This window comes from Massilia sp. CCM 8734, from assembly GCF_011682155.1.
GTDB classification, from domain to species: Bacteria; Pseudomonadota; Gammaproteobacteria; order Burkholderiales; family Burkholderiaceae_D; genus Telluria_A; species Telluria_A rubra.
The window spans coordinates 17,263-36,674 of record NZ_WHJI01000017.1 but is presented as its reverse complement, the minus strand read 5'-3'; the positions used below and the strand labels follow the sequence as shown (position 1 = coordinate 36,674).

At 65.1% G+C, this 19,412-nt stretch carries 14 protein-coding genes; 5 read left to right on the top strand and 9 right to left on the bottom strand.

Annotation, left to right across the window (positions count from 1 at the left end):
• The first annotated feature begins 93 nt into the window (after positions 1-93).
• Positions 94-3,954 carry a M48 family metallopeptidase gene (locus tag F2P46_RS17010; RefSeq protein ID WP_166891928.1) on the top strand — a complete coding sequence of 1,287 codons (3,861 nt, stop codon included), beginning with the start codon at positions 94-96 and terminating at the stop codon, positions 3,952-3,954.
• A gap of 101 nt (positions 3,955-4,055) precedes the next feature.
• Positions 4,056-5,816, top strand: a complete 1,761-nt coding sequence (locus F2P46_RS17005) for a M14 family metallopeptidase (RefSeq protein ID WP_166891926.1) — start codon at positions 4,056-4,058, stop codon at positions 5,814-5,816.
• 113 nt (positions 5,817-5,929) lie between these two features.
• Here F2P46_RS17005 and yjjJ read toward each other — a convergent pair whose 3' ends face one another.
• The 9 genes from yjjJ to F2P46_RS16960 all read right to left on the bottom strand — a co-directional run bounded on the left by yjjJ (position 5,930) and on the right by F2P46_RS16960 (position 15,370).
• Positions 5,930-7,357 carry a type II toxin-antitoxin system HipA family toxin YjjJ gene (gene yjjJ, locus F2P46_RS17000; RefSeq protein WP_166891924.1) on the bottom strand — a complete coding sequence of 476 codons (1,428 nt, stop codon included), beginning with the start codon at positions 7,355-7,357 and terminating at the stop codon, positions 5,930-5,932.
• A 66-nt stretch (positions 7,358-7,423) separates the two neighbouring features.
• Entirely contained in the window at positions 7,424-8,335 is a 912-nt protein-coding gene (ttcA, locus tag F2P46_RS16995) for a tRNA 2-thiocytidine(32) synthetase TtcA (RefSeq protein ID WP_166891922.1), read from the bottom strand.
• Positions 8,332-8,730: a dihydroneopterin aldolase gene (locus tag F2P46_RS16990; RefSeq protein ID WP_166891920.1), complete on the bottom strand. Its 399-nt coding sequence runs from the start codon at positions 8,728-8,730 to the stop codon at positions 8,332-8,334. The genes ttcA and F2P46_RS16990 overlap by 4 nt, the downstream gene beginning before the upstream one ends.
• Before the next feature lie 20 nt (positions 8,731-8,750).
• Positions 8,751-9,530 carry an SDR family oxidoreductase gene (locus F2P46_RS16985; protein WP_166891918.1) on the bottom strand — a complete coding sequence of 260 codons (780 nt, stop codon included), beginning with the start codon at positions 9,528-9,530 and terminating at the stop codon, positions 8,751-8,753.
• 117 nt (positions 9,531-9,647) lie between these two features.
• Complete coding sequence (locus F2P46_RS16980) at positions 9,648-10,778, bottom strand: ABC transporter ATP-binding protein (protein ID WP_166891915.1); 1,131 nt, start codon at positions 10,776-10,778, stop codon at positions 9,648-9,650.
• 33 nt (positions 10,779-10,811) lie between these two features.
• Positions 10,812-11,678 (bottom strand): carbohydrate ABC transporter permease, encoded by an 867-nt coding sequence (locus F2P46_RS16975; RefSeq protein WP_166891912.1) that lies wholly within the window; start codon positions 11,676-11,678, stop codon positions 10,812-10,814.
• On the bottom strand, positions 11,668-12,522 hold the full coding sequence (locus tag F2P46_RS16970; RefSeq protein WP_229509331.1) for a carbohydrate ABC transporter permease: 855 nt from the start codon (positions 12,520-12,522) through the stop codon (positions 11,668-11,670). Before F2P46_RS16970 ends, F2P46_RS16975 begins: the two co-directional genes overlap by 11 nt.
• A gap of 209 nt (positions 12,523-12,731) precedes the next feature.
• Positions 12,732-13,985: an ABC transporter substrate-binding protein gene (locus F2P46_RS16965; protein ID WP_166891906.1), complete on the bottom strand. Its 1,254-nt coding sequence runs from the start codon at positions 13,983-13,985 to the stop codon at positions 12,732-12,734.
• Positions 13,986-14,086: 101 nt separating this feature from the next.
• The gene (locus F2P46_RS16960) at positions 14,087-15,370 is read right to left on the bottom strand and encodes a carbohydrate porin (protein WP_166891904.1); all 1,284 of its coding nucleotides are present in this window, start codon (positions 15,368-15,370) and stop codon (positions 14,087-14,089) included.
• Positions 15,371-15,830: 460 nt separating this feature from the next.
• On the opposite strand from F2P46_RS16960, the gene F2P46_RS16955 reads away from it, so the two are divergent.
• Genes F2P46_RS16955 through F2P46_RS16945 form a run of 3 tightly spaced genes read left to right on the top strand, consistent with a single transcriptional unit; the run spans position 15,831 to position 19,396 of the window.
• Positions 15,831-17,210, top strand: coding sequence for an ABC transporter substrate-binding protein (locus F2P46_RS16955; RefSeq protein WP_368737922.1), 1,380 nt, complete (start codon positions 15,831-15,833; stop codon positions 17,208-17,210).
• A gap of 10 nt (positions 17,211-17,220) precedes the next feature.
• Complete coding sequence (locus tag F2P46_RS16950) at positions 17,221-17,931, top strand: response regulator (RefSeq protein WP_166891901.1); 711 nt, start codon at positions 17,221-17,223, stop codon at positions 17,929-17,931.
• Positions 17,924-19,396 carry an ATP-binding protein gene (locus F2P46_RS16945; protein WP_166891898.1) on the top strand — a complete coding sequence of 491 codons (1,473 nt, stop codon included), beginning with the start codon at positions 17,924-17,926 and terminating at the stop codon, positions 19,394-19,396. Before F2P46_RS16950 ends, F2P46_RS16945 begins: the two co-directional genes overlap by 8 nt.
• Positions 19,397-19,412: the final 16 nt, after the last annotated feature.

Sequence of the window (19,412 nt, the reverse complement as noted above, 5' to 3'; positions counted from 1 at the left end):
CGCCAAGCCTCTGCACGCTTGGCGTTGCTTTTTGTGCATATATATTGCAACCAGAGAATTTTCACCACGGCTTGTGCCTTAAAATTGCATGTTGTGCAGCATCCTCAGTGCCTGGAGAACCCCATTAACGCCCCGATCAACGCCATCCCGCCCGACTTGGCCGCGCGCCTGACCGCGCCCAGCGCCGCCTACAAGAACAGCGTGCGCCTTGCGGTGGCCTGCCTGCTGCTGTTCGTCGCCATGTACTGCGGGCTGGCCGGCTGGTTCGTGTACACCGCCTGGCAAGTGTTCGTCGACGGCGCCGGCAGCGACCTCGGCAGCTTTTCCTACTTCATGGCCGCCTGCTCGCTGTTCATCGGCGCGTTGATGATCAAGGCGATGTTCTCGGTACGCCATGCCGGCTACGAGGGCCTGCTCGAAGTGACCGAACAGGACCAGCCACGCCTGTTCGCCTATCTGTTCGAGCTGGCCGACGCCGCCCGCGCGCCGCGTCCGCACAAGGTATTCCTGTCGGCCCGGGTGAACGCCGCCGTGTTCTACGACCTGTCGCTGTACAAGCTGTTTTTCCCGTCGCGGAAAAATCTCGAGATCGGCCTGCCGCTGGTCAACGCGCTCTCGCGCGGCGAATTGCGCGCCGTGCTGGCCCACGAATTCGGCCATTTCGCGCAGCGTTCGATGGCGGTCGGCAGCTGGGTCTATGTGGCCCAGCAGATCGCCAGCCACATGGTCACGCAGCGCGACAAACTCGATGCCTTCCTGGAGGGGGTCTGCAGGATCGATGCCCGCCTGGTCTTTCTGGTCGGCCCGCTGCAGCTGATCATCTGGTCGATCCGCTCGCTGGTCGAATCGGTGTTCCGCCTGGTGGTGGCGATGCAGCGCGCCCTTTCGCGCGAGATGGAAATGCAGGCCGACCTGGTGGCCGTGTCGCTGACTGGCAGCGACGCCCTGATCCACGCGCTGCACCGCACCCGCGGGGCCGACGACGCGTGGACGCGCGCGCTCGCCTTCCTCGCCAGCGAACATGCGCAGGGGCGCGCCACGCGCGACGTGTTCTCGCTCCAGACCGAGATGCTGCGGCTGATGAGCGGCATTCTCAACGACCCCACCTACGCCGACGTCCCGCCCTTGCCCGGGCAAGGCCGCGACCAGCACCGCATTTTCAAGGCCGGCCTGGCCCAGCGCCCCAAGATGTGGCTGACCCACCCGCTCAATCACGAACGCGAAGACAACGCCAAGCGCATTTACGTGGCCGCGCCGCCCGATCCGGTCAGCGCCTGGTCGGTCTTCGACCACACCGCCTCGCTGCGCACGGCGGTGACCACCTCTCTGCGCGGCGAGGGCGACAGCGTCGCGGTCGACCTGGACCAGTCGCTGCGGGCGCTGGCGCAGCCTTTCGAGCGCGAGCAGTTCGACGCACGCTATCGCGGCATCTATTTTGGCCGCGCGCTGACCCGTCATGCGCCTGATCTGAGCGTACTGCGCGCGGGCCACTACCAGGCCAGGCAGGAGCTGCTGGAGACGCTGTACCCGGCCGCGCTGGCGGCCGATATCGAACTGCTGCGCACCCTGGAAAACGAACGCGCCCAGCTCGAGGCCCTGATCGCCGGCACCTTGACCGCGGCCGGCAGCGTGCTGCACGTGCGCGGCGAAAAATTCGGCATGGCGCAGCTGCCGGCCGCGCTGGCGCGGGTGCGGGAAGACAGCGCCAGGATCGCCGCGCGCTTGCACCAGCACGACTGGCTGTGCCGCAGCTGGCACCAGAACATGGGGCACCAGCTCGGGCGCGGCTGGGATGCTTATCTGGACGGCCTGCTGGCGCTGGTGCACTACGCCGAACACCGCCTGGCCGCCCTGCGCGACGCGCAAGGGATGCTCGAGAACGCGGTGGCGATCATCACCGCAGTGCGCCGCGTGAATGCCGACGGCATCACGCGCGTGGTCGGCGAGGCCAATGAACTGTATAACGTGATGGCCCAGCTTTACCGCGAAGCCGGCTCGGTGCACCTGTCGCCCCGCCTCATCGAGCAGCTTGGCATGGCGTCCGGCTGGCGCGCGGCGCTGGGCCAGTTCCCCATGGAGTTTGCTTACGAAGGCAATATCAACGCATGGATGCGCGAGGCCGCGCCGCTGGTCACGTCCCTGTCCGGCCGGCTCGATGCCTTGCGCGGCGCCGCCCTCGACGAGTTGCTGGCCACCGAAGCGAAGATCGCGCGCTGCTCGCGCATCGGCGAAGGGATGCGTAGCGCCCCGGAGTGCTCGCGCGTGCCGTCGTCGTATCCGGTGCTGCTGGCCGGCGGCGAACGCCAGCGCCAGCAACAGCTCGGCTGGTGGGCGCGTTTCCAGCTGGCCGACGGCCGGGCGCCGGCCGCCGCGCGCCTGCTGGTGGCGGGGACCATTGTCATTGCCGCGCTCAGCGCCGGCAAGTTTGGCGCCGGCGGCGTGTCGGTGTTCGCCAGCGATCCGGTGATCATGGTCTACAACGGCCTTGGCATGCCGGTGCGGGTGAACATCGACGGCAGGCAGCAGAACGTGGCCGCCCACGCGCATATGGCGTTCAGCGTGCCGGTGCTGGGCAAGCACCATGTGGAGGCGCGCAGCGAAGACGCTCGCCTGATCGAAGCGTTCGACGCGGTTTCAAAACCGCGCGCGCATCCGGTCTACAACGTGGCCTCGGCCGCGCCGCTAGTGGAGTGGACGGTCGCCTACGGCCCGGTCGACCCGGTGCCGCAAAAGATGCTTGGCACGCCGCGCTGGATCGAGAGCAAGGCCAATCTGTTGTTCGAGCAACCGCCCATGGGCATCTCCGGCAGGGAGGGCGGCTACCGCAGCGTGTTGAACGGCATGGGCGACGCCACGCCGCAAGTGCAGTTGTCGGCGCTGGCGGATGCGGCGCAGGCCATGAGCCTGGCCCTGGTGCATGCGCGCTGGGACAGCACCGCCACGGCGGACGCCGAAACCTGGCTTGGCATGGCCGGACAGCTCCCGCAGTTCGCCGCCGTGCTCCAGGAGCGGCTGCGCGCGGCGCCGCGCGACGTGATGCTGCGCCGCGTCGAGATGGACCGCACCAGCGCCGCGCGCAAGCCGGCGCTGTGCGGGGAACTCGCCGCCCAGGCGGCGGCGCGGCCCGAGGACGGTGACCTGGCCTACCTCGCGTTGCGCTGCCGTGGCGACGACGCCGGTGTCGCGACCCGGATGGCCGAGGCGCGCGCGCACTGGCCGGACAACCTGTGGCTGGCGCGCTGGATCGCCTACGACAAGATGCAGGCCGGCGATTACGCCGCTGCGGTGCCGGCGCTCGAGCAACTGGTGCGCGGCACGCCCGCCATGGCCGACGATGCCGGCATGAGCCTGGCGCGGGTGCGGCGCATGCTGGCGCCGGATTCGTCTCTCGAGGGCCTCGGCGCGCTGGCGGCGAAGTCGCGCCACTTGAAGCGCCTGCTGACGATCGCAGAGGCCCCGACGCCGCAAGGGCGGATCAACATCTACCAGTCGCTGGCGATTGGGGACCTCGACGACGCCACCCGGGAGGCGGGAGCGGAACCGGGGCGCGCCGCGCACGTGCTGCGGCTGGCGGGGGCCTCGGACGGCGCCAATGCCGCCATGATCAAGCGTGCCATGGCGCTGCCGTTCGCGCAAGGCCAGGACAGCGCCACCATCTGGACCGGGCTGGCGCTGGCGACCCGCCATGGCTACGACGCGGCGCCCTGGCGCGGCGCGACGCGCGTTGCCTCCGGCGCGGACCAGGAGCGCATGCTGGCCTTCTTCGACCGTATCGCCGCAGGCAAGGATCCGCTCGCGGCCGACCGCCTGCTCGACACGGCCGACCCCGAGATGCGCCTGCACGCCTGGAGTGCCGCGCTGGTGCTGCTGGGCCAGAAGGCGCCGGCCGAGTGGCGCAAGGCGGTCACGCGCATGCTGTTTGCCTCCGAGCGGCCGTATTTCGCGGAGACCTAAGCACAGCAGCTTGCCGATACCGGGGTGCGCAAAGCCGACTATAATTTCCGGTTCGCGCGCACCGTGCGCCCTGTATTGACAACTTTGCCGGAGCTTTACCGATGATCCGTTCTGCGCTGCTGCTTGCCCTGCTGTCCGCCATTCCCTTCGCCCACGCCGCTCCCGACCTGACCACCGTCGCCGAGCGCTCGCAGTTCCAGAAAACCGGCCGCTACGACGAAGTCATCGCCCTGTGCGCCGCGTTCCAGAAAGCGTATCCGAAGCATGTCAAGTGCATCGAATTCGGACGCACGCCGGAAGGGCGGCCGATGCAGGCGCTGGTGGTCACGCGCACCGGCGCCATGAGCCCGCAGGCGGCGGCGGCGCGCGCGCTGCCGGTGGTGCTGGTCCAGGGCGGCATCCACGCCGGCGAGATCGACGGCAAGGACGCCGGCTTCCTGGCGCTGCGCGAAGTGCTCGAAGGGCGCGCCGCGCTTGGCGCGCTCGACAAGCAGGTGCTGCTGTTCGTCCCGGTCTTCAACGTCGACGGGCATGAGCGCTTCAAGGCGTGGAACCGGCCGAACCAGCGCGGCCCGGCCGAAATGGGCTGGCGCACCACGGCCCAGAACTTCAACCTGAACCGCGACTATGCCAAGGCCGACTCGATCGAGATGCAATCGATGCTGGCGCTGGTGAACGCGTGGGACCCGCTGGTCTACGTCGACCTGCACGTGACCAACGGCGCCAAGTTCGAACACGACATCTCGATCCAGGTCGAACCGGTGCATTCGGCCGATGTGGACTTCCGCCAGGCCGGGCTGGCGCTGCGCAGCGGCGTGCTGGCCGATATCACCAAGCTCGGTTCGATGCCGCAGCCGTTCTACATGTCGTTCGCCGAAGAAGACAATCCGGCGTCGGGTTTTGCCGATGGCGTGTCGGACCCGCGTTTTTCGACCGGCTATTTCGCCTTGCGCAACCGGCTCGGCGTGCTGGTCGAGACCCATGCGTGGAAGGATTATCCGACCCGCGTGCGCATCACCCGCAACTCGGTGGTGTCTGTGCTCGAGCAGGTGGCGCAGCACGGCAAGGCATGGCAAACGGTGGCGCGCGAAGCCGATGCGCGCGCGGCGCGCCTGGGCGGCACCGAGCTGCCCCTGACCTACAAGCCGACCGACAAAAAGCGCATGATCGACTTCCGGGGTTACGCCTACACGCGCACCCAATCGGACGTCTCGGGCGCCCTGATGACGCGTTACGACGAAACCCGTCCGCAGATATGGACCGTGCCGCTGCGTGACGAAGTGCTGCCGGACGTGATGGTGAGCGCGCCCAAGGCCGGCTACATCGTGCCGGCCGCGCATGCGGCCATGGTGGCGCGCAAACTGGGCCAGCACGGCATCAGCTACCGCACCTTGGGCGCGCAGCAGGCCAGGGCCGAGGTCGAGACCTTCCGCGCCGAGAAAGTGACGTACGCACCCGGCTCGCTCGAATCGCACCAGCGCGTGACCTTGCAGGGGGCGTGGAAGGCGGAGCCGCGCGCGATCGGGAAGGGCGCGCTGTTCGTGCCAGTGGCGCAGGCCAAGGCGCGCCTGGTGATCGCTTTGTTCGAGCCGGCCGGCCCGGATTCGCTGCTGCAGTGGGGGATGTTCAACACCGCGTTCGAGCGCAAGGAATACATGGAGGATTATGTGGCCGAAGATGTCGCGCGCGAGATGATGGCGGCCGATCCGGCGCTGGCGGCGGCGTTCAAGGCGAAGGTGGACAGCGATCCGGCCTTCGCCAAGGATGCGGATGCGCGCCTGGCATTCTTCGCCAAGCGGCATTCTTCGTATGACGAGCGCCTGAATCTGTATCCGGTGATGCGCACGGCGGTGGCGCCGTAAAAGATTTCGTACGCTGAAAACGGCGTAAAATTTGATTTGAAGTTCTTTGGTGTCGAAAAGCACTTGTTTGCACTTGGTGCCTAAAAGCACTTTTTCCGAAAGGGCGCATATTTCTATGCGCCCTTTTCCGTCTGGGGGCTCGCGTGTGTCGCGGTGCCGGGAGCAAGGTGGTGTAGCGCGTTCATATGCAGGCGAGCGACGTCCATCTTGAACTCCCGCGAAATGCGGGGATCAACCATGACATCCTCCCAAAATGCGAGCGCCATGCGGCAGCAAGCGTCAAAGTGGTGTAAATCGAGGCGGGCGGTCAGATGCGGTACCCATTCCTGCTCGATGACTTCACCGTGCGCAGTGGGCCTGTACAGCATTGGAAGCATGTCATAGGCCTCGACCAGGCGGCGCTTGCCGTCCGCTGTCCACGTCAGCGCGATGTTCCCGTGATGCCGGTCCGTATTGCCGATCAGCGCGCCGTACAGATCGAGGATCGCCACTGTTGCGACATCGTCCTCCGTGAGCTTGCCCATGCGTTCCATTTCGTGCGCGACTGCGGTCCAGCGTTGATCGAGCATGCCCAACTCGCCGTCGAATGCTTCAAACGTCGCCATTGGCCGGCGTCCTTCGAGTCCCACCCTGTCGACGCGCACCACTTCCAGAAATACCCGGTCCCCGCTCTCAAGAATCGACGTGGTCGCGGCAGCGATGCCGTTGCGCGCGAGGACTGCCAGCGCCAGATGTTCGCACACCAGTAAATCGCCCCAGCGACGCCCACCCGGCGTGCTGGTGGGTGGCGAGAACTTCACCATCACATGTTCGATCAGGTCACCCGCGCTGCGTTCGACCATCGCGGTAAATTTGGGCTGTTCCCCTCCTGCTGAGGAACCCGGCGGCTCGCCCTGCATCACCTGTCGGGCCATCACCGGATACAGTTCGGCGCGTCTGGCCCGCGGGATGAGCGACTCGCACCGCCTGCTTCGGTCGAGCACATACCGCCCGTACGATTCATTGCCGAGAATGAGGTTGCCAGCCGCGTTTTCGCTGCGCCGCGCCAGGTACTGGAGCACATGCTCATCGGTCCACGTGCGGATATCGTCCGGCAGCCCGAGGTCGCGATGTCTGCGCGGCTCGAAGCGCCCCAGAAAACCGTGCGGCCGCAAGTCGCTGAGAAACCAGGGGATGCCTTGGTACAGTCGGTAGGCTCTCGCGTTTGCATGAGCGAGCACGTAAAATCCGCCCTCGAGCGGAGCCAGGTTGCCGGTGACAGTCACCGTTGCGTCGTCCGATACGCAAAACAGGGGTAACGGGGCCCTGGCCCCTGGCACCTGGCGTTGCAAAGCGTATTGGCGCGTCTTGCCTGCACCCAGCACGACGCCATCGGGAATGCTTTGCCACAGGCGCGACAAAGTCGACTGACTGATGACCAGCGCATCCATGATCGCGGATGCCTTGGCCGGCCCGCGCGACAATAGCAGTCTCAACTTCTCAATATGTTCATTTCTGACCATCTCACCGGCGCTCAGTGAATAGATTCGTGAATAGATCATACCCCTCACACCTGCGGACGTAAAAAAGCCCGCATCAGCGGGCTTTTCGGTCAAAAACCGCCAGCCTCACATCGGCTGCAACGGAATCGTCCCCATCACCGGCGTCGAACACGGTTCCTCGTCAAACGCGATATCGCCCAGCGGGCTGGCCACGCCATCGGCCTTGATATCCTTGAACCCGAACAGATCCTGGTCCATCAGGTGCGATGGCACGACTGTGGACAGCGACGAGAAAATGCTCTCGACCCGGCCCGGATGTTTTTTCTCCCATTCGCGCATCAAATTCTTGATCTGCTTGCGCTGCAAATTCTCTTGCGAGCCGCACAGGTCGCACGGGATGATCGGGAACTGCTTGACCTCGGCGTAGCGCTCCGAATCGGCCTCCTTCACGTACGCCATCGGGCGGATCACCATGTGCTTGCCGTCGTCGGACACTAATTTTGCAGGCATGCCCTTGAGTTTCCCGCCGAAGAACATATTCAGGAAGAAGGTCTCGAGGATGTCGTCGCGGTGGTGGCCCAGCGCGATCTTGTTGCACCCGAGTTCATCGGCCACCCGGTACAGGATCCCGCGCCGCAGCCGCGAGCACAGCGAGCAGGTGGTTTTCCCTTCCGGGATCAGGCGCTTGACGATGCTGTAGGTGTCCTGGTTCTCGATGTGGAAGGGCACGCCCAATTTGGTCAGGTACGCCGGCAGGATATCGGCCGGGAAGTTCGGCTGCTTCTGGTCCAGGTTGACGGCGATGATCTCGAAGTGGATCGGCGCGCGCTCGCGCAGGGTCAACAGGATATCGAGCAGCGCGTAGCTGTCCTTGCCGCCCGACAGGCACACCATCACCTTGTCGCCGTCTTCGATCATATTGAAGTCGCCGATGGCCTGGCCGACCAGGCGGCACAGGCGCTTGTGCAGCTTGTGGTTTTCGTGGGCCAGCTTGTCACCGCTGAGCTCGCTGCGCTCGATCACGTCCGCTTCGCTCATGCTTCTTCCTTGATCTGGAATACTTCGACGCCCACGCCTTCGCAGTCCGGATACACATCCGGCTTCATGGTCGACACCCGCACCGCGCGCACGTTCGGGTGCGCCAGCATCGAGCGTACCACGTCGTCGCACAGGGTCTCTTGCAGATGCACGTGGCCTTGCGCCATGCGGCGCGCAATGGTTTCGCGCATGAAGTCGTAGTCGACCACTTCCTGTAACTGGTCGTCCCTGGGCGTGGACAGCGCCAGCGGGATGTACAGGTCGACGTTGATCAGGACGCGCTGCTCGCCCTTCTTTTCGAAGTCGTGCACGCCGATGTTGATCATCACTTCGTAATTGCGCAGGAACAGGCGGCGGCAGGCGCTCAGCTTGGGGTGGGTCAGGGCGGACAGCATAGGGAGTCTTTCAGGTTGTTTTATTTGGTAAGGAACATCACGTCGCGCGCCAGCGGCACCAGGTGCTGGCCGCCGTCGACCACCAGGGTGGTGCCGGTAATCGCACGCGCGCCGGCCAGGTAGCACACGGCCGCCACGATGTCGTCGGGCGTGCTCGATTGCCCGAGCGGCGTATTGCGGTGGGCTTGTTCGAAGCTCGCCTCGGTCTGCTCGCCCGACACCATGGTGATCCCGGGCGCCACGCCGACCACGCGCACCGTGGGCGCGAGCGCTTGCGCGAGCAGGCTGGTGGCGGTGTGCAGGGCGGCTTTGGACAGGGTGTACGACAAAAAATCGGGATTGAGGTTGTACAGCTTCTGGTCGAGCAGGTTGATCACGACCGCCTGCTCGCCGCTTGGCGTGGCCGCGTGCAGGGCCTGGGCCAGCAGGATGGGCGCGGCCACGTTGGCCTGCATGTGCTGGGCCAGCAGCGCCGGCGAAAAGTCGGCCGCGCTGTCGAAATCGAATTGCGAGGCGTTGTTGACGACGCAGCCGACCGGCCCCAGTGCGGCGGCCGCGCGGCCCACCAGGGCGCGCACGCCGGCTTCGTCGGCCAGGTCGCATTGCAGCAGGGCGGCGCGGCGGCCCAGCGCTTCGATCGCGTCGGCCACCGCGCGCGCGTCGACTTGCGAAGCGCGGTAGTGCAGCGCTACGTCCCAGCCGGCGCGCGCCAGGCCGAGCGCGATGGCGCGGCCGATGCGGCGTCCGGCGCCGGTCACGAGGGCGACCGGGGGACGTTCGGTGGGTGCGGGTTGTTGCATAAATGAGCAGAAACTTATTGGCTGAAAATCGACAGAAAAACACGCGGATCGGACGCCGTGCCGGCGCGAGTCGCTATTATCGCCTAAAGTTCGCTCAAGCCTCTTAAAAGGAAGCCTTTATGCCCCCATCCGTTGTTCCGTCACCGGATCGAACAGGATCGCCCTGGACAGGTCGAAGGCCAGGTTGATGCGTTCGCCCGGCATGGCGTGCGCGCGCGGGTGGGTGCGGCAGGTGGCGCGCACGCCGCCAACCCAGGTGAAGACCAGCGTATCGGGACCGGTCGGCTCGGTCATTTCGACCAGGCAGGTCACTTCGGTCGGTTCGTACCCTTCGTGCGCATGCGACTGGCGCGCGCTCAGGGCGTCGGTGACGTGCTCCGGGCGGATTCCGAGGATGACTTCACGCCCGTGCAAGGCGCCGTATTCCGTGCCGCCGGCCGGCAGCGGCAGCAGGGCGATGTCGCCATCGACGTCGAGCGTGAAGGCGGTGCCGCCGCCGTGCTGCACCAGTTTGCCTTTCAAGAAATTCATCGACGGCGAACCGATAAAGCCGGCCACGTACAGATTGTCCGGGCGGTCGTAGATTTCTTGCGGGCTGCCGTACTGCTGCACCACGCCGTCGCGCATGACGGCGATCTTGTCGCCCAGGGTCATCGCTTCGATCTGGTCGTGGGTAACGTAGACAATCGTCGTGCCCAGACGCTGGTGCATCAGTTTGATCTCGGCGCGCATCTCCACGCGCAGCTTGGCGTCCAGGTTCGAGAGCGGTTCGTCGAACAAAAACAGCGACGGGTCGCGCGCAATCGCCCGGCCCATGGCCACGCGCTGGCGCTGGCCGCCCGACAGCAAGGCCGGCTTGCGGTCGAGCAGATGGGTCATCTGCAAGGTTTCGGCCACCCTCGCCACGATCTTTTCCTGTTCCGCCTTGGGCACCTTGCGGATGCCCAGGCCGAACGAGATGTTCTCGCGTACCGTCATGGTCGGGTACAGCGCGTACGACTGGAACACCATGGCGATGTCGCGCGACTTCGGCGGCACGTCGTTGACGACCCGGTCGCCGATCAGGATTTCGCCTTCGGACACCGTCTCCAGGCCGGCGATCATGTTCAGCAAGGTCGACTTGCCGCAGCCGGAGCCGCCGACCAGGATCAGGAATTGTCCATCCTCGATCTCGAGGTTGATGCCTTTTAAGATTTCAGCGCCGTTCGGGTACACCTTGCGCACATTGCGGATCGATAAACTGGCCATCGTTGTGTTTCTCCTGCCTTGAATGAGTTGAAATCAGCCCTTGACCGCGCCGGCGGTCAGCCCGCGCACGAAGTATTTACCGGCCACCAGGTACAGTCCCAGGGTCGGCAAAGCGGCGATGATGGCCGCAGCCATGTTGACGTTGTATTCGGTTACCCCGGTCGATGTGTTGACCAGGTTATTCAGTGCCACCGTGACCGGCTGCGCATCGGCGCCGCCGAACACCACGCCGAACAGGAAGTCGTTCCAGATCTGGGTGAACTGCCAGATGAAGCACACCATGAAGATCGGCAGCGACAGCGGGAAGATCACGCGGCGGTAGATGGTAAAGAAGCCGGCGCCGTCGATGCGCGCCGCGTTCACCAGTTCTTCCGGCACCGTGACGTAGTAGTTACGGAAGAACAGCGTGGTAAACGCCACCCCGTAGATGATGTGGACGATGATCAGGCCGGTCGTGGTGTTGGCCAGCCCGAACATGCCGAGCAGGCGCGCCATCGGCAGAATCACCACCTGGAACGGGATGAAGCAGCCGACCATGAGGGCGGTGAACACCACGTTCGAACCGCGAAAGCGCCAGTGCGCCAGCACGTAGCCGTTGATCGACCCGATCAGGCTCGAAATGAGCACCGCCGGAATGGTCATGCTGACCGAGTTCCAGAAGTAGGGCGCCAGGCCTTCGCAGCGCACGCCGGTGCAGGCGCCGCTCCAGGCGCGCGACCAGGCTTCGGTGGTCGGCTGCAGCGGCAAGTCGAGGATGGTGCCGGTGCGGATCTGTTCGAGCGACTTGAACGAGGTGGTCAGCATCACGTACAGGGGCGCCAGGTAGTACAGCGCCACCAGCGCGAGCAGCACGTAAATGAAGATGCGTCCGGGGGTGAGGCGGGGTTGTTCAGCGACCATGGCGCGCTCCTTTGGTTTCGAGGTACATGAGCGGCACCAGCACTGCCAGCACGGTGGCGAGCATCATCATGGCCGACGCCGCGCCCAGGCCCAGCTGGCCGCGCGTGAACGAGAACTGGTACATGAAAATGGCCGGCACGTCGGACGAGGTGCCCGGCCCGCCCGCAGTCAGCGCCATGACCAGGTCAAAACTCTTGATGGCGATGTGCGAGAGCACCAGCAGCACGCTGAAGAACACCGGCCGCAGCGCGGGAATGACGATGCGCAGGTAGATCGTGGGCAGGCTGGCGCCATCGACCATGGCGGCCTTGATGATGGCGTCGTCCACCCCGCGCAGGCCGGCCAGGAACAGCGCCATCACGAAGCCCGACGACTGCCACACGCCGGCGATGACGACCGTGTAGATCGCCATGTCGGAGTCGACCAGCCAGTCGACCCTGGCGTTGACGAAGCCCCAGTCGTGCAGCATTTTTTCCAGCCCGAGGCCGGGGTTGAGAATCCATTTCCAGGCCGCGCCGGTCACGATGAACGACAGCGCCATCGGATACAGGTAGATGGCGCGCAGGGCGCCTTCGGCGCGGATGCGCTGGTCGAGCAAGATGGCGATGGTCAGGCCGATCGCCAGGCATAGCAGGATGAACAGGCCGCCGAAGATGCCCAGGTTGGCGGCGGCGGTCCACCAGCGGTCCAGGCCGAACAATGTGGTGTACTGGCCGAAGCCGGCGTACTCGAAGCGCGGCATCATGCGCGATTCGGTCAGCGACAAAAATGCGGTGAGCACGATGAAGCCGTACACGAACACCAGCGACATCAGGATGGTGGGCGCGAGCATCAGGCGCGCCATCCAGGCGTCGATGCGGGCGGCCCAGCGCGAGGGAACCGCGGGGGCGCGCGTGCGCGCCTGCGGCCCCGGACTGGAAGTCAGGGAGGAAGCGGACATGAATTAGATCTCCAAAAGACGGGTGCAGGCCGGCGTCGTGCCTGCGTCAATGCAGATGCCGGCCTGGCAGGTACGCGCGCGGCCGTGGACCGCGCGGGGGTACTACGAGAGGCTTATTGCGTTTTTGCCGCTTTGGCCAGTGCCTGCACCGCTGCCTGCGGGGTCATGGTCGAGTTCATGAACTTGGCGATCACGTCCTGGATCGCGCCGGCCTTGGCCGAATCGAGCGCCATGCCGTGGGCCAGGCTTGGCAGCAGGGCGTTGCCCTTGTTGCTGGTAGCCATGTCATCCATCGACTTGGTGGCGCAGCTGTCGAACTTGGTGCGGGCGATGTTGGCGCGCGCCGGGATCGAACCCTTGTTCAGGTTGAAGACTTCCTGGAATTCCGGGCTCATCACGGCCGACGCCAGGGTCAGCTGGGCTTTCTGCTCTTCCGGATTCTTGACCGTGAACATGGCCAGCGAATCGATGTTGAAAGTGAACGATTTCTCGGTGCCAGGCGCTGCCACGCACAGGAAATCCTTGCCCGCGACCTTGCCGGCGGCGGTAAATTCGCCCTTGGCCCAGTCGCCCATGAATTGCATGCCGGCCTTGCCGTTGATGACCATGGCGGTGGCCAGGTTCCAGTCGCGTCCGGCGGCATCCTTGTCGATGTAGGTCTTGATCTTGGCCAGGGTTTCGAAGGACTTGATCATGGTCGGGCCGGTCAGGCTGGCCTGGTCGAGCTTGACCAGCGACTTGTTGTAGAAGTCGGCGCCGCCGACGCCCAGGACCACCGTTTCAAAGATGGTCGTGTCCTGCCACGGCTGGCCGCCGTGGGCGACTGCTACCAGGCCGGCTTTCTTGATCTTGTCGGCGGCGGCGAAGAATTCGTCGAAGTTGGTCGGGGTCTTGGCGCCGGCCTTGGCCAGTACCGCTGGGTTGATCCAGAGCCAGTTGACGCGGTGCACGTTGACCGGCGCGGCGACGTAGTGGCCCTTGTATTTCATCACGTTGGAGATGACCGGTGGCAGCAGGCTGTCCCATTTGCCGGCGGTGGCGGCGCTGTCGATATTGGCCAGCACGCCTTCATTGCCCCATTCCTGGATGGCGGGGCCCTTGATCTGGGCTGCGGTTGGCGGGCTGTTGGCGATCACGCGCGCTTTCAGCGCGGTGGTGGCGTTTTCGCCGGCGCCGCCAGCGACCGCGAAGTCTTTCCAGACGACGCCTTTGGCTTCCATCATTTTCTTCAGTTCGGCGATCGACTTGGCTTCGCCACCGGAGGTCCAGTAGTGCAGCACTTCGACTTGCGGCGCCGCTTGTGCCACGCCAGCGAGGGTGACCAGGCCGGCCGCGGCCAGGAAGAATTTGATTTGTTTGATTTTCATCTGGTTCGTCTCCAACGATTTTTTGATTTGACTGCGAGTTTGATTGCGTTGGCAAGAGGGCGCGGCGTTCACCGCGCACCCTTGCTACCTCATTGCTGCTGTTACCACCACGCTTCCAGGTGCACGCCGTACGAGGTGCCGCTGGTTTTGTCGCCATACACCGGGCCGCCATTGTTGAAGGCGTTCACGGCGCCCTTGGCGGCGTCGTTCCATTTGCCGTAGCTGACAAAGGCGCGCAGTTCGGGACGCGCATAGTAGTCGCGGCCCAGGGTGATGGTCGGGGCGATGGTCAGCTTGGTCAGGCGCTGGGCCGACGGATTGGCCTTGTCTTTCAGGCGCGTTACACCCAGTTCGGCTTGCATCTTGAAGTTTTCGGCCAGGGCGTACACAGGGCGCGCGCCGACGGTGGTCCAGGTGCTGCTGCCGCCCAGGTCCGACTTGTCGCGCTGGTACAGGGCCACGAATTCCATGCTGAAGTCGCGGGTTGGCTGGATCACGATATCGTCGAACACGCGCACGCGCGTCACGTCCGAACCGAGCAGGGTGCTGCCCGACGGGCCGATACGCGCGCAGCAAGGACCGTTGATGCCGGTGCCGGGACCGACGCCGTATTGCACGCCGAAGGTATTGCCGCCGCCCAGGAACTTGGCCTGGCGGTGGAACAGCGAGACCTGGTAGCCGTCGTGGGTCTTGACGTTGTTGTTGTCGTTCTGGGCATGGATCAGGCTGACCGCGACGTCCAGGGTGCCGTCGGTATTGACCGGCAAGCCTTCATAGACGATGTTCTGGCGCAGCGCGGAATTGGTGCTGCGCAGGGTGCGCACGCCGCTCAAAGGATCGGTGGAGTAGACGTTGTCGTCGTTATCCTTGAACACGGCGTAGCTGATCTTGCCCGGGCCGAGCGGGTAGCCGTCGACGCCGCCGCCGGTGCCGTTCATGTTGATGTACTGCATGTCCAGCATGTGGATGTCGGGACGGTAGTAGTGACGCTTACCGGCCCAGATAATGCCGCCATTCATGAATGGCAGGTTTTTCGCTTCGACATAGGCTTTCGAGACGGCCATTTTGGCGTCGCCGAAGTCCGAGCTGTTCTTGTAGGCGTCGACCCAGAAAGTACCGACAAAGGTGGCGCCGTTGGCCGACTTGGCCAGGGCGTGGGTGTAGCCGAATTCGGTGAAGCTGTCGCACTCATTGCCGAGGCGATAAGACATGGTCATGCCGCCCAGGCCATAGCAGCTTTGCGAGCCGCCTTCGCTGGCCGAACCCACACCGGCGCGCAGGTAACCATGGAATCCCTCGGTCTCATGGTCGCCCGCGATGGCGCCGCTGCTGGCGAAGGCGAGCAGCAATGCGGTGGCTAATGTGCTTTTGGTAATACGTTTCATTTAGTCTCCTTATTAGTATGTAAAGTAGCGTGGCGAGGTGGCGCTACCTTGTTCAGCACGCTTGTGGCACTGTTTCGTCGACATCAAGGCCACCGTTCTGCGTGTTCAAGCGACAACGTGGGCGACAGTAGCATCGTGTCGCCCGCTTCGGCCACTTCTTGCATATGGTTATGAGTAATATTACAAGTGACTGATTTGTATGATAAAACTTTATTTGAGGCGGCTGAGCTTGCAACATAAACTTACAATGGCCGGCAGTGCGCAAGAGCGCGCTGTCACTGTGCCGTGGAGGGGTCATCGGAGGCTGGACTGGCACATGCCGCTTGCAACAAAACGAAACAATTCGCAAAAGAACTTTGCATAGTGCTGTAGTAAAATTACATTTTGCGTGTGGAATTTTCGTTATACACTGTCCCGCAAACAGGAGAGCGTGATAGAGGCGCAAGCGACAACGGACAACGTGCCCCAGCAGACAAGCGCCCGCAAGGACCGGCGCGGCAAGCGCCTGATGGCGCTGTTGGCGCTGGCCGTGCCTGTACTGGCCGTGCCCCTACTTGCCGTGCCTTTACTGGCCGTGCCGTCACTGGCCGCGGCTTTACCGGCCGTGGCGTCACTGGCGGTGGCCGGTCCCAAGGCGCCGAACAATGCCGATCACGGCGAATCGCTGCAAGTGCTGCACTGGTGGCAGTCGGCCAGCGAGCGGCGCGCGGTCGACCTGCTGGCCGAGCGCCTGGGCCAGCAAAACGTGCTGTGGCGCGACGCCATGGTGCCGGGCGGCTCGGGCATCGGCGCCGGGATCGTGTTGCGCAGCCGGGTGCTGGCCAAGGATGCGCCCGAAGTCGCGCAGCTCAACGGCATCGTGATCCGCGACTGGGCCCGCCTCGGTTTGCTGGCCGACCTCGACCAGGTGGCCGCGCGCGGCGACTGGGATCGCCAATTGTTGCCCGGTGTTGCGGCCCTGATCCGGCCCGGCCCGCATGTGGTGGCGGCCCCGCTCGGCATTCACCGTATCAATATCCTGTTTCACAACCGCGCCCTGTTCGCCCGCCACGGCCTGGCCGCGCCCGTCACCTGGGCCGAGTTCGAACGGGCCGCCGAGGTGCTCGCGCGCGCCGGCGTGACGCCGCTGGCGCAAAGCAGCGAGCCGTGGCAGGTCGCCACCCTGTTCGAAACGCTGGTGCTGGCCGAAGGCGGGGCGGTGTATTTCCGCCAGCTGTTCCAGCAGCGCGAGCCAGCCGCCTTCACCGATCCGCGCCTGGGACGCGCCCTGGCCCGCCTGCGCGGCCTGAAGAAATGGATGGGCGCGCCCATCCGCGAGCTGACCTGGGCCGAGGAAGCGCGCAAGCTGGCCGACGGCAGCGCCGGCATGCTGGTCATGGGCGACTGGGCCAAGGGCGAGCTGAACGCCATGGGATTGAACAGCGAGCGCGATTTCGGCTGCGGCGCGGTGCCGGGCACGGCCGCCTTTCACCTGTATAACATCGACATGCTCAGCATGCTGGCCGAACGCCCGGCCCAGCGCGCCGCCCAGGAAACCCTGGCGGCCATGGTCATGCAGCCGGCCATGCAGCGCGACTACAGCCGGGTCAAGGGCTCGGTGCCGGTCTTGCGCGCCCCCGACCTGGGCGCCATGGATGCCTGCGCGCGCGCTTCCTGGACCCTGTTCGCCACCTCGGCGGCCGGGCAGGCGCCGAGCATGGTGCACCGCATGGCCACCGACGAAACTGCACGCGACGCCCTGGTGGCCGAGCTGCACCGCTTTTTTCTTAACGAAAGGGTCAGCGTGGCCGATACCCAACGCCGTTTAGGCGTCATCGGCCGCCGCCCGCAAGACAGGTAACAGACTTACAATGCGAAACATCCTTATCGTCGACGATGACCAGAAGATCAGGACACTGCTCAAGACCTACCTGGAAAAGAATCAGTACTCGGTCACCCTGGCCCACAACGGCGCGTCCTTCTTTACCGAATTTAACCGCAGCGTGGACACCCTGTCGCTGGTGATTCTCGACGTCATGCTGCCCGACACCGACGGCTTCGCCCTGTGCCAGGCGATTCGGCGGCGCTCGAACGTGCCGATCATCATGCTCACCGCCAGTTCCGACGAAGCCGACCGCGTGGTCGGGCTCGAACTCGGGGCCGACGACTATATTTCCAAGCCGCACAGCCCGCGTGAATTGCTGGCGCGCATCAAGGCGATCCACCGCCGCACCGGCATGGAAGCGGCCGCGCCGCCGCGCTACCACCGCTTCGGCGGCTTTACCATCGACAACGTCGAGCGCAGCGCGGTCGACCACAACGGCACGTTGGTGCCGCTGTCGGGGCTGGACTTTCAGTTGCTCAAGTATTTCATCGACCACGCCGGCGAAATCCTCGACCGCAGCGTGCTGTGCGAAGCCACGCGCGGGCGCGACGCCGGGCCGTTCGACCGCTTCCTGGATGTCCAGATCAGCCGCCTGCGCCTGCGCTTCAACGATTGCGGCAAGCAACCCTGGCTGATCAAGACCGTGCGCGGGGCCGGCTACGTGTTCGCCGCCAGCGTTTCGAGCAGCCATGAATAAGCGCCCCCGCGGCTGGGAACGCTGCCTGCCGCAATCCTTGCTCGGACGGCTGACCTTGCTGATGGTGGCCGGCGTCATGCTGACCCAGCTGGCCGGCAACTACATCTGGGCCAGCCAGCGCCGCGCCGAGTCGCAGGTCGAAGTGGCCAACGCCGCCCAGCAGCTCGGCCACAGCGCCGCCAGCGCGGTGCGTTTTTTCGTCAGCCTGCCGCCGAATTACCGCCCGCTGATCATCCAGCAATTCGGCGAGATGGGCGGCACGCGCTTTTTCGTGAACCTGAACCGCGCGCCGGTGGCAGCCGAAGGCATCGGCCCGCAGCCGCTGGCCGACATCGCGCTGGCCAATGTGCAATCGACCCTGCACGCCGACCTGCCCAACCACCGCAATGTGCGCGTGGCCTTCGTGTGGCCCGAACAGCTGGTGGTGGGCGACGACGGCACGCGCCTGTCGGCCCTGCCCGAAAACCGGGTGCGCCAGATCATGCTGGCCAAGCCGGCCCCGGTGCTGCTGATGCAGGTCGAAATGGAACCGGGCCACTGGCTGTACCTGGCCACCCTGATGCCAAGTCCGTATTTTCTCGAGAGCGGTAAACTCTTCACGCGCGATCATTTGCTGCTGCACGCGCTGTCTTTGCTGGCGGTGGTGATGCTGTCGATCCCCGTGGTGCGCTGGACCACGCGCCCGCTCGCGGCCTTGTCCGAGGCGGCCACCGCCTTCGGCAACGGCGAGCGCATGCCGGCCTTGCCGGAAACCGGCAGCCGCGAATTCGTCAATACCGCGCGCGCGTTCGGCGCCATGCGCGAGCGCATCGGCCGCTATATCGACGACCGCGAGCGCCTGTTCGTGTCCATCTCGCATGACCTGCGCACGCCCATCATGCGCCTGAAACTGCGCGCCGAACTGCTCGACGACGACACCCTGCGCGCCGAATTCCACGAAGATATCGATGAACTGGAAATGATGGTCAAGGGCGCGCTGCAGTGCGTCAAGGACAGCGACATCCACGAAACCCCGACCGAAATCCGGCTCGACACCTTTTTGGCGCGCATGGTGCGCGGCGCCCAGCTGGCCGGGCACGAAGTCTCGTTCGACCCGGTCGGGCTGTCGGTGACGGCCAAGCCGCTCGCGCTCAAGCGCGCCATCGGCAACCTGCTGGAAAACGCGCTGCATTACGGCGAGCGGGCCCAGATCGCGGTGCGCGCGGTCGGCTCGAGCATCCGCATCGCCGTGCGCGACCACGGCCCCGGCGTGCCGGAAGACGCGCTGGCGCAGTTGTTCGAACCGTATGTGCGGCTCGAACACGGGCGCAAACAAAACAGCAGTGGCATGGGGCTGGGACTGGGCATCGCGCGCGGCATCGCCCAGGCCCACGGCGGCCAGCTGCTGCTGCAAAACGCCGAAGGCGGCGGCTTTTGCGCCACCCTGGTGCTGCCCAACGGGTCCACCTCGGTGGACGCCGACTGACGCAATTGTTGATCGG

What these genes read in the sequence shown, in the direction of transcription:
- ttcA (WP_166891922.1), bottom strand. Translation starts at nt 8,335, where the DNA reads ATGAGCGAAGCGGACGTGATCGAGCGCAGCGAGCTCAGCGGTGACAAG.
- F2P46_RS16985 (WP_166891918.1), bottom strand. Translation starts at nt 9,530, where the DNA reads ATGCAACAACCCGCACCCACCGAACGTCCCCCGGTCGCCCTCGTGACC.
- F2P46_RS16960 (WP_166891904.1), bottom strand. Translation starts at nt 15,370, where the DNA reads ATGAAACGTATTACCAAAAGCACATTAGCCACCGCATTGCTGCTCGCC.
- F2P46_RS16970 (WP_229509331.1), bottom strand. Translation starts at nt 12,522, where the DNA reads ATGGCGCGCCTGATGCTCGCGCCCACCATCCTGATGTCGCTGGTGTTC.
- F2P46_RS16975 (WP_166891912.1), bottom strand. Translation starts at nt 11,678, where the DNA reads ATGGTCGCTGAACAACCCCGCCTCACCCCCGGACGCATCTTCATTTAC.
- F2P46_RS16965 (WP_166891906.1), bottom strand. Translation starts at nt 13,985, where the DNA reads ATGAAAATCAAACAAATCAAATTCTTCCTGGCCGCGGCCGGCCTGGTC.
- F2P46_RS16950 (WP_166891901.1), top strand. Translation starts at nt 17,221, where the DNA reads ATGCGAAACATCCTTATCGTCGACGATGACCAGAAGATCAGGACACTG.
- F2P46_RS16945 (WP_166891898.1), top strand. Translation starts at nt 17,924, where the DNA reads ATGAATAAGCGCCCCCGCGGCTGGGAACGCTGCCTGCCGCAATCCTTG.
- F2P46_RS16980 (WP_166891915.1), bottom strand. Translation starts at nt 10,778, where the DNA reads ATGGCCAGTTTATCGATCCGCAATGTGCGCAAGGTGTACCCGAACGGC.
- yjjJ (WP_166891924.1), bottom strand. Translation starts at nt 7,357, where the DNA reads ATGATCTATTCACGAATCTATTCACTGAGCGCCGGTGAGATGGTCAGA.
- F2P46_RS16990 (WP_166891920.1), bottom strand. Translation starts at nt 8,730, where the DNA reads ATGCTGTCCGCCCTGACCCACCCCAAGCTGAGCGCCTGCCGCCGCCTG.
- F2P46_RS17005 (WP_166891926.1), top strand. Translation starts at nt 4,056, where the DNA reads ATGATCCGTTCTGCGCTGCTGCTTGCCCTGCTGTCCGCCATTCCCTTC.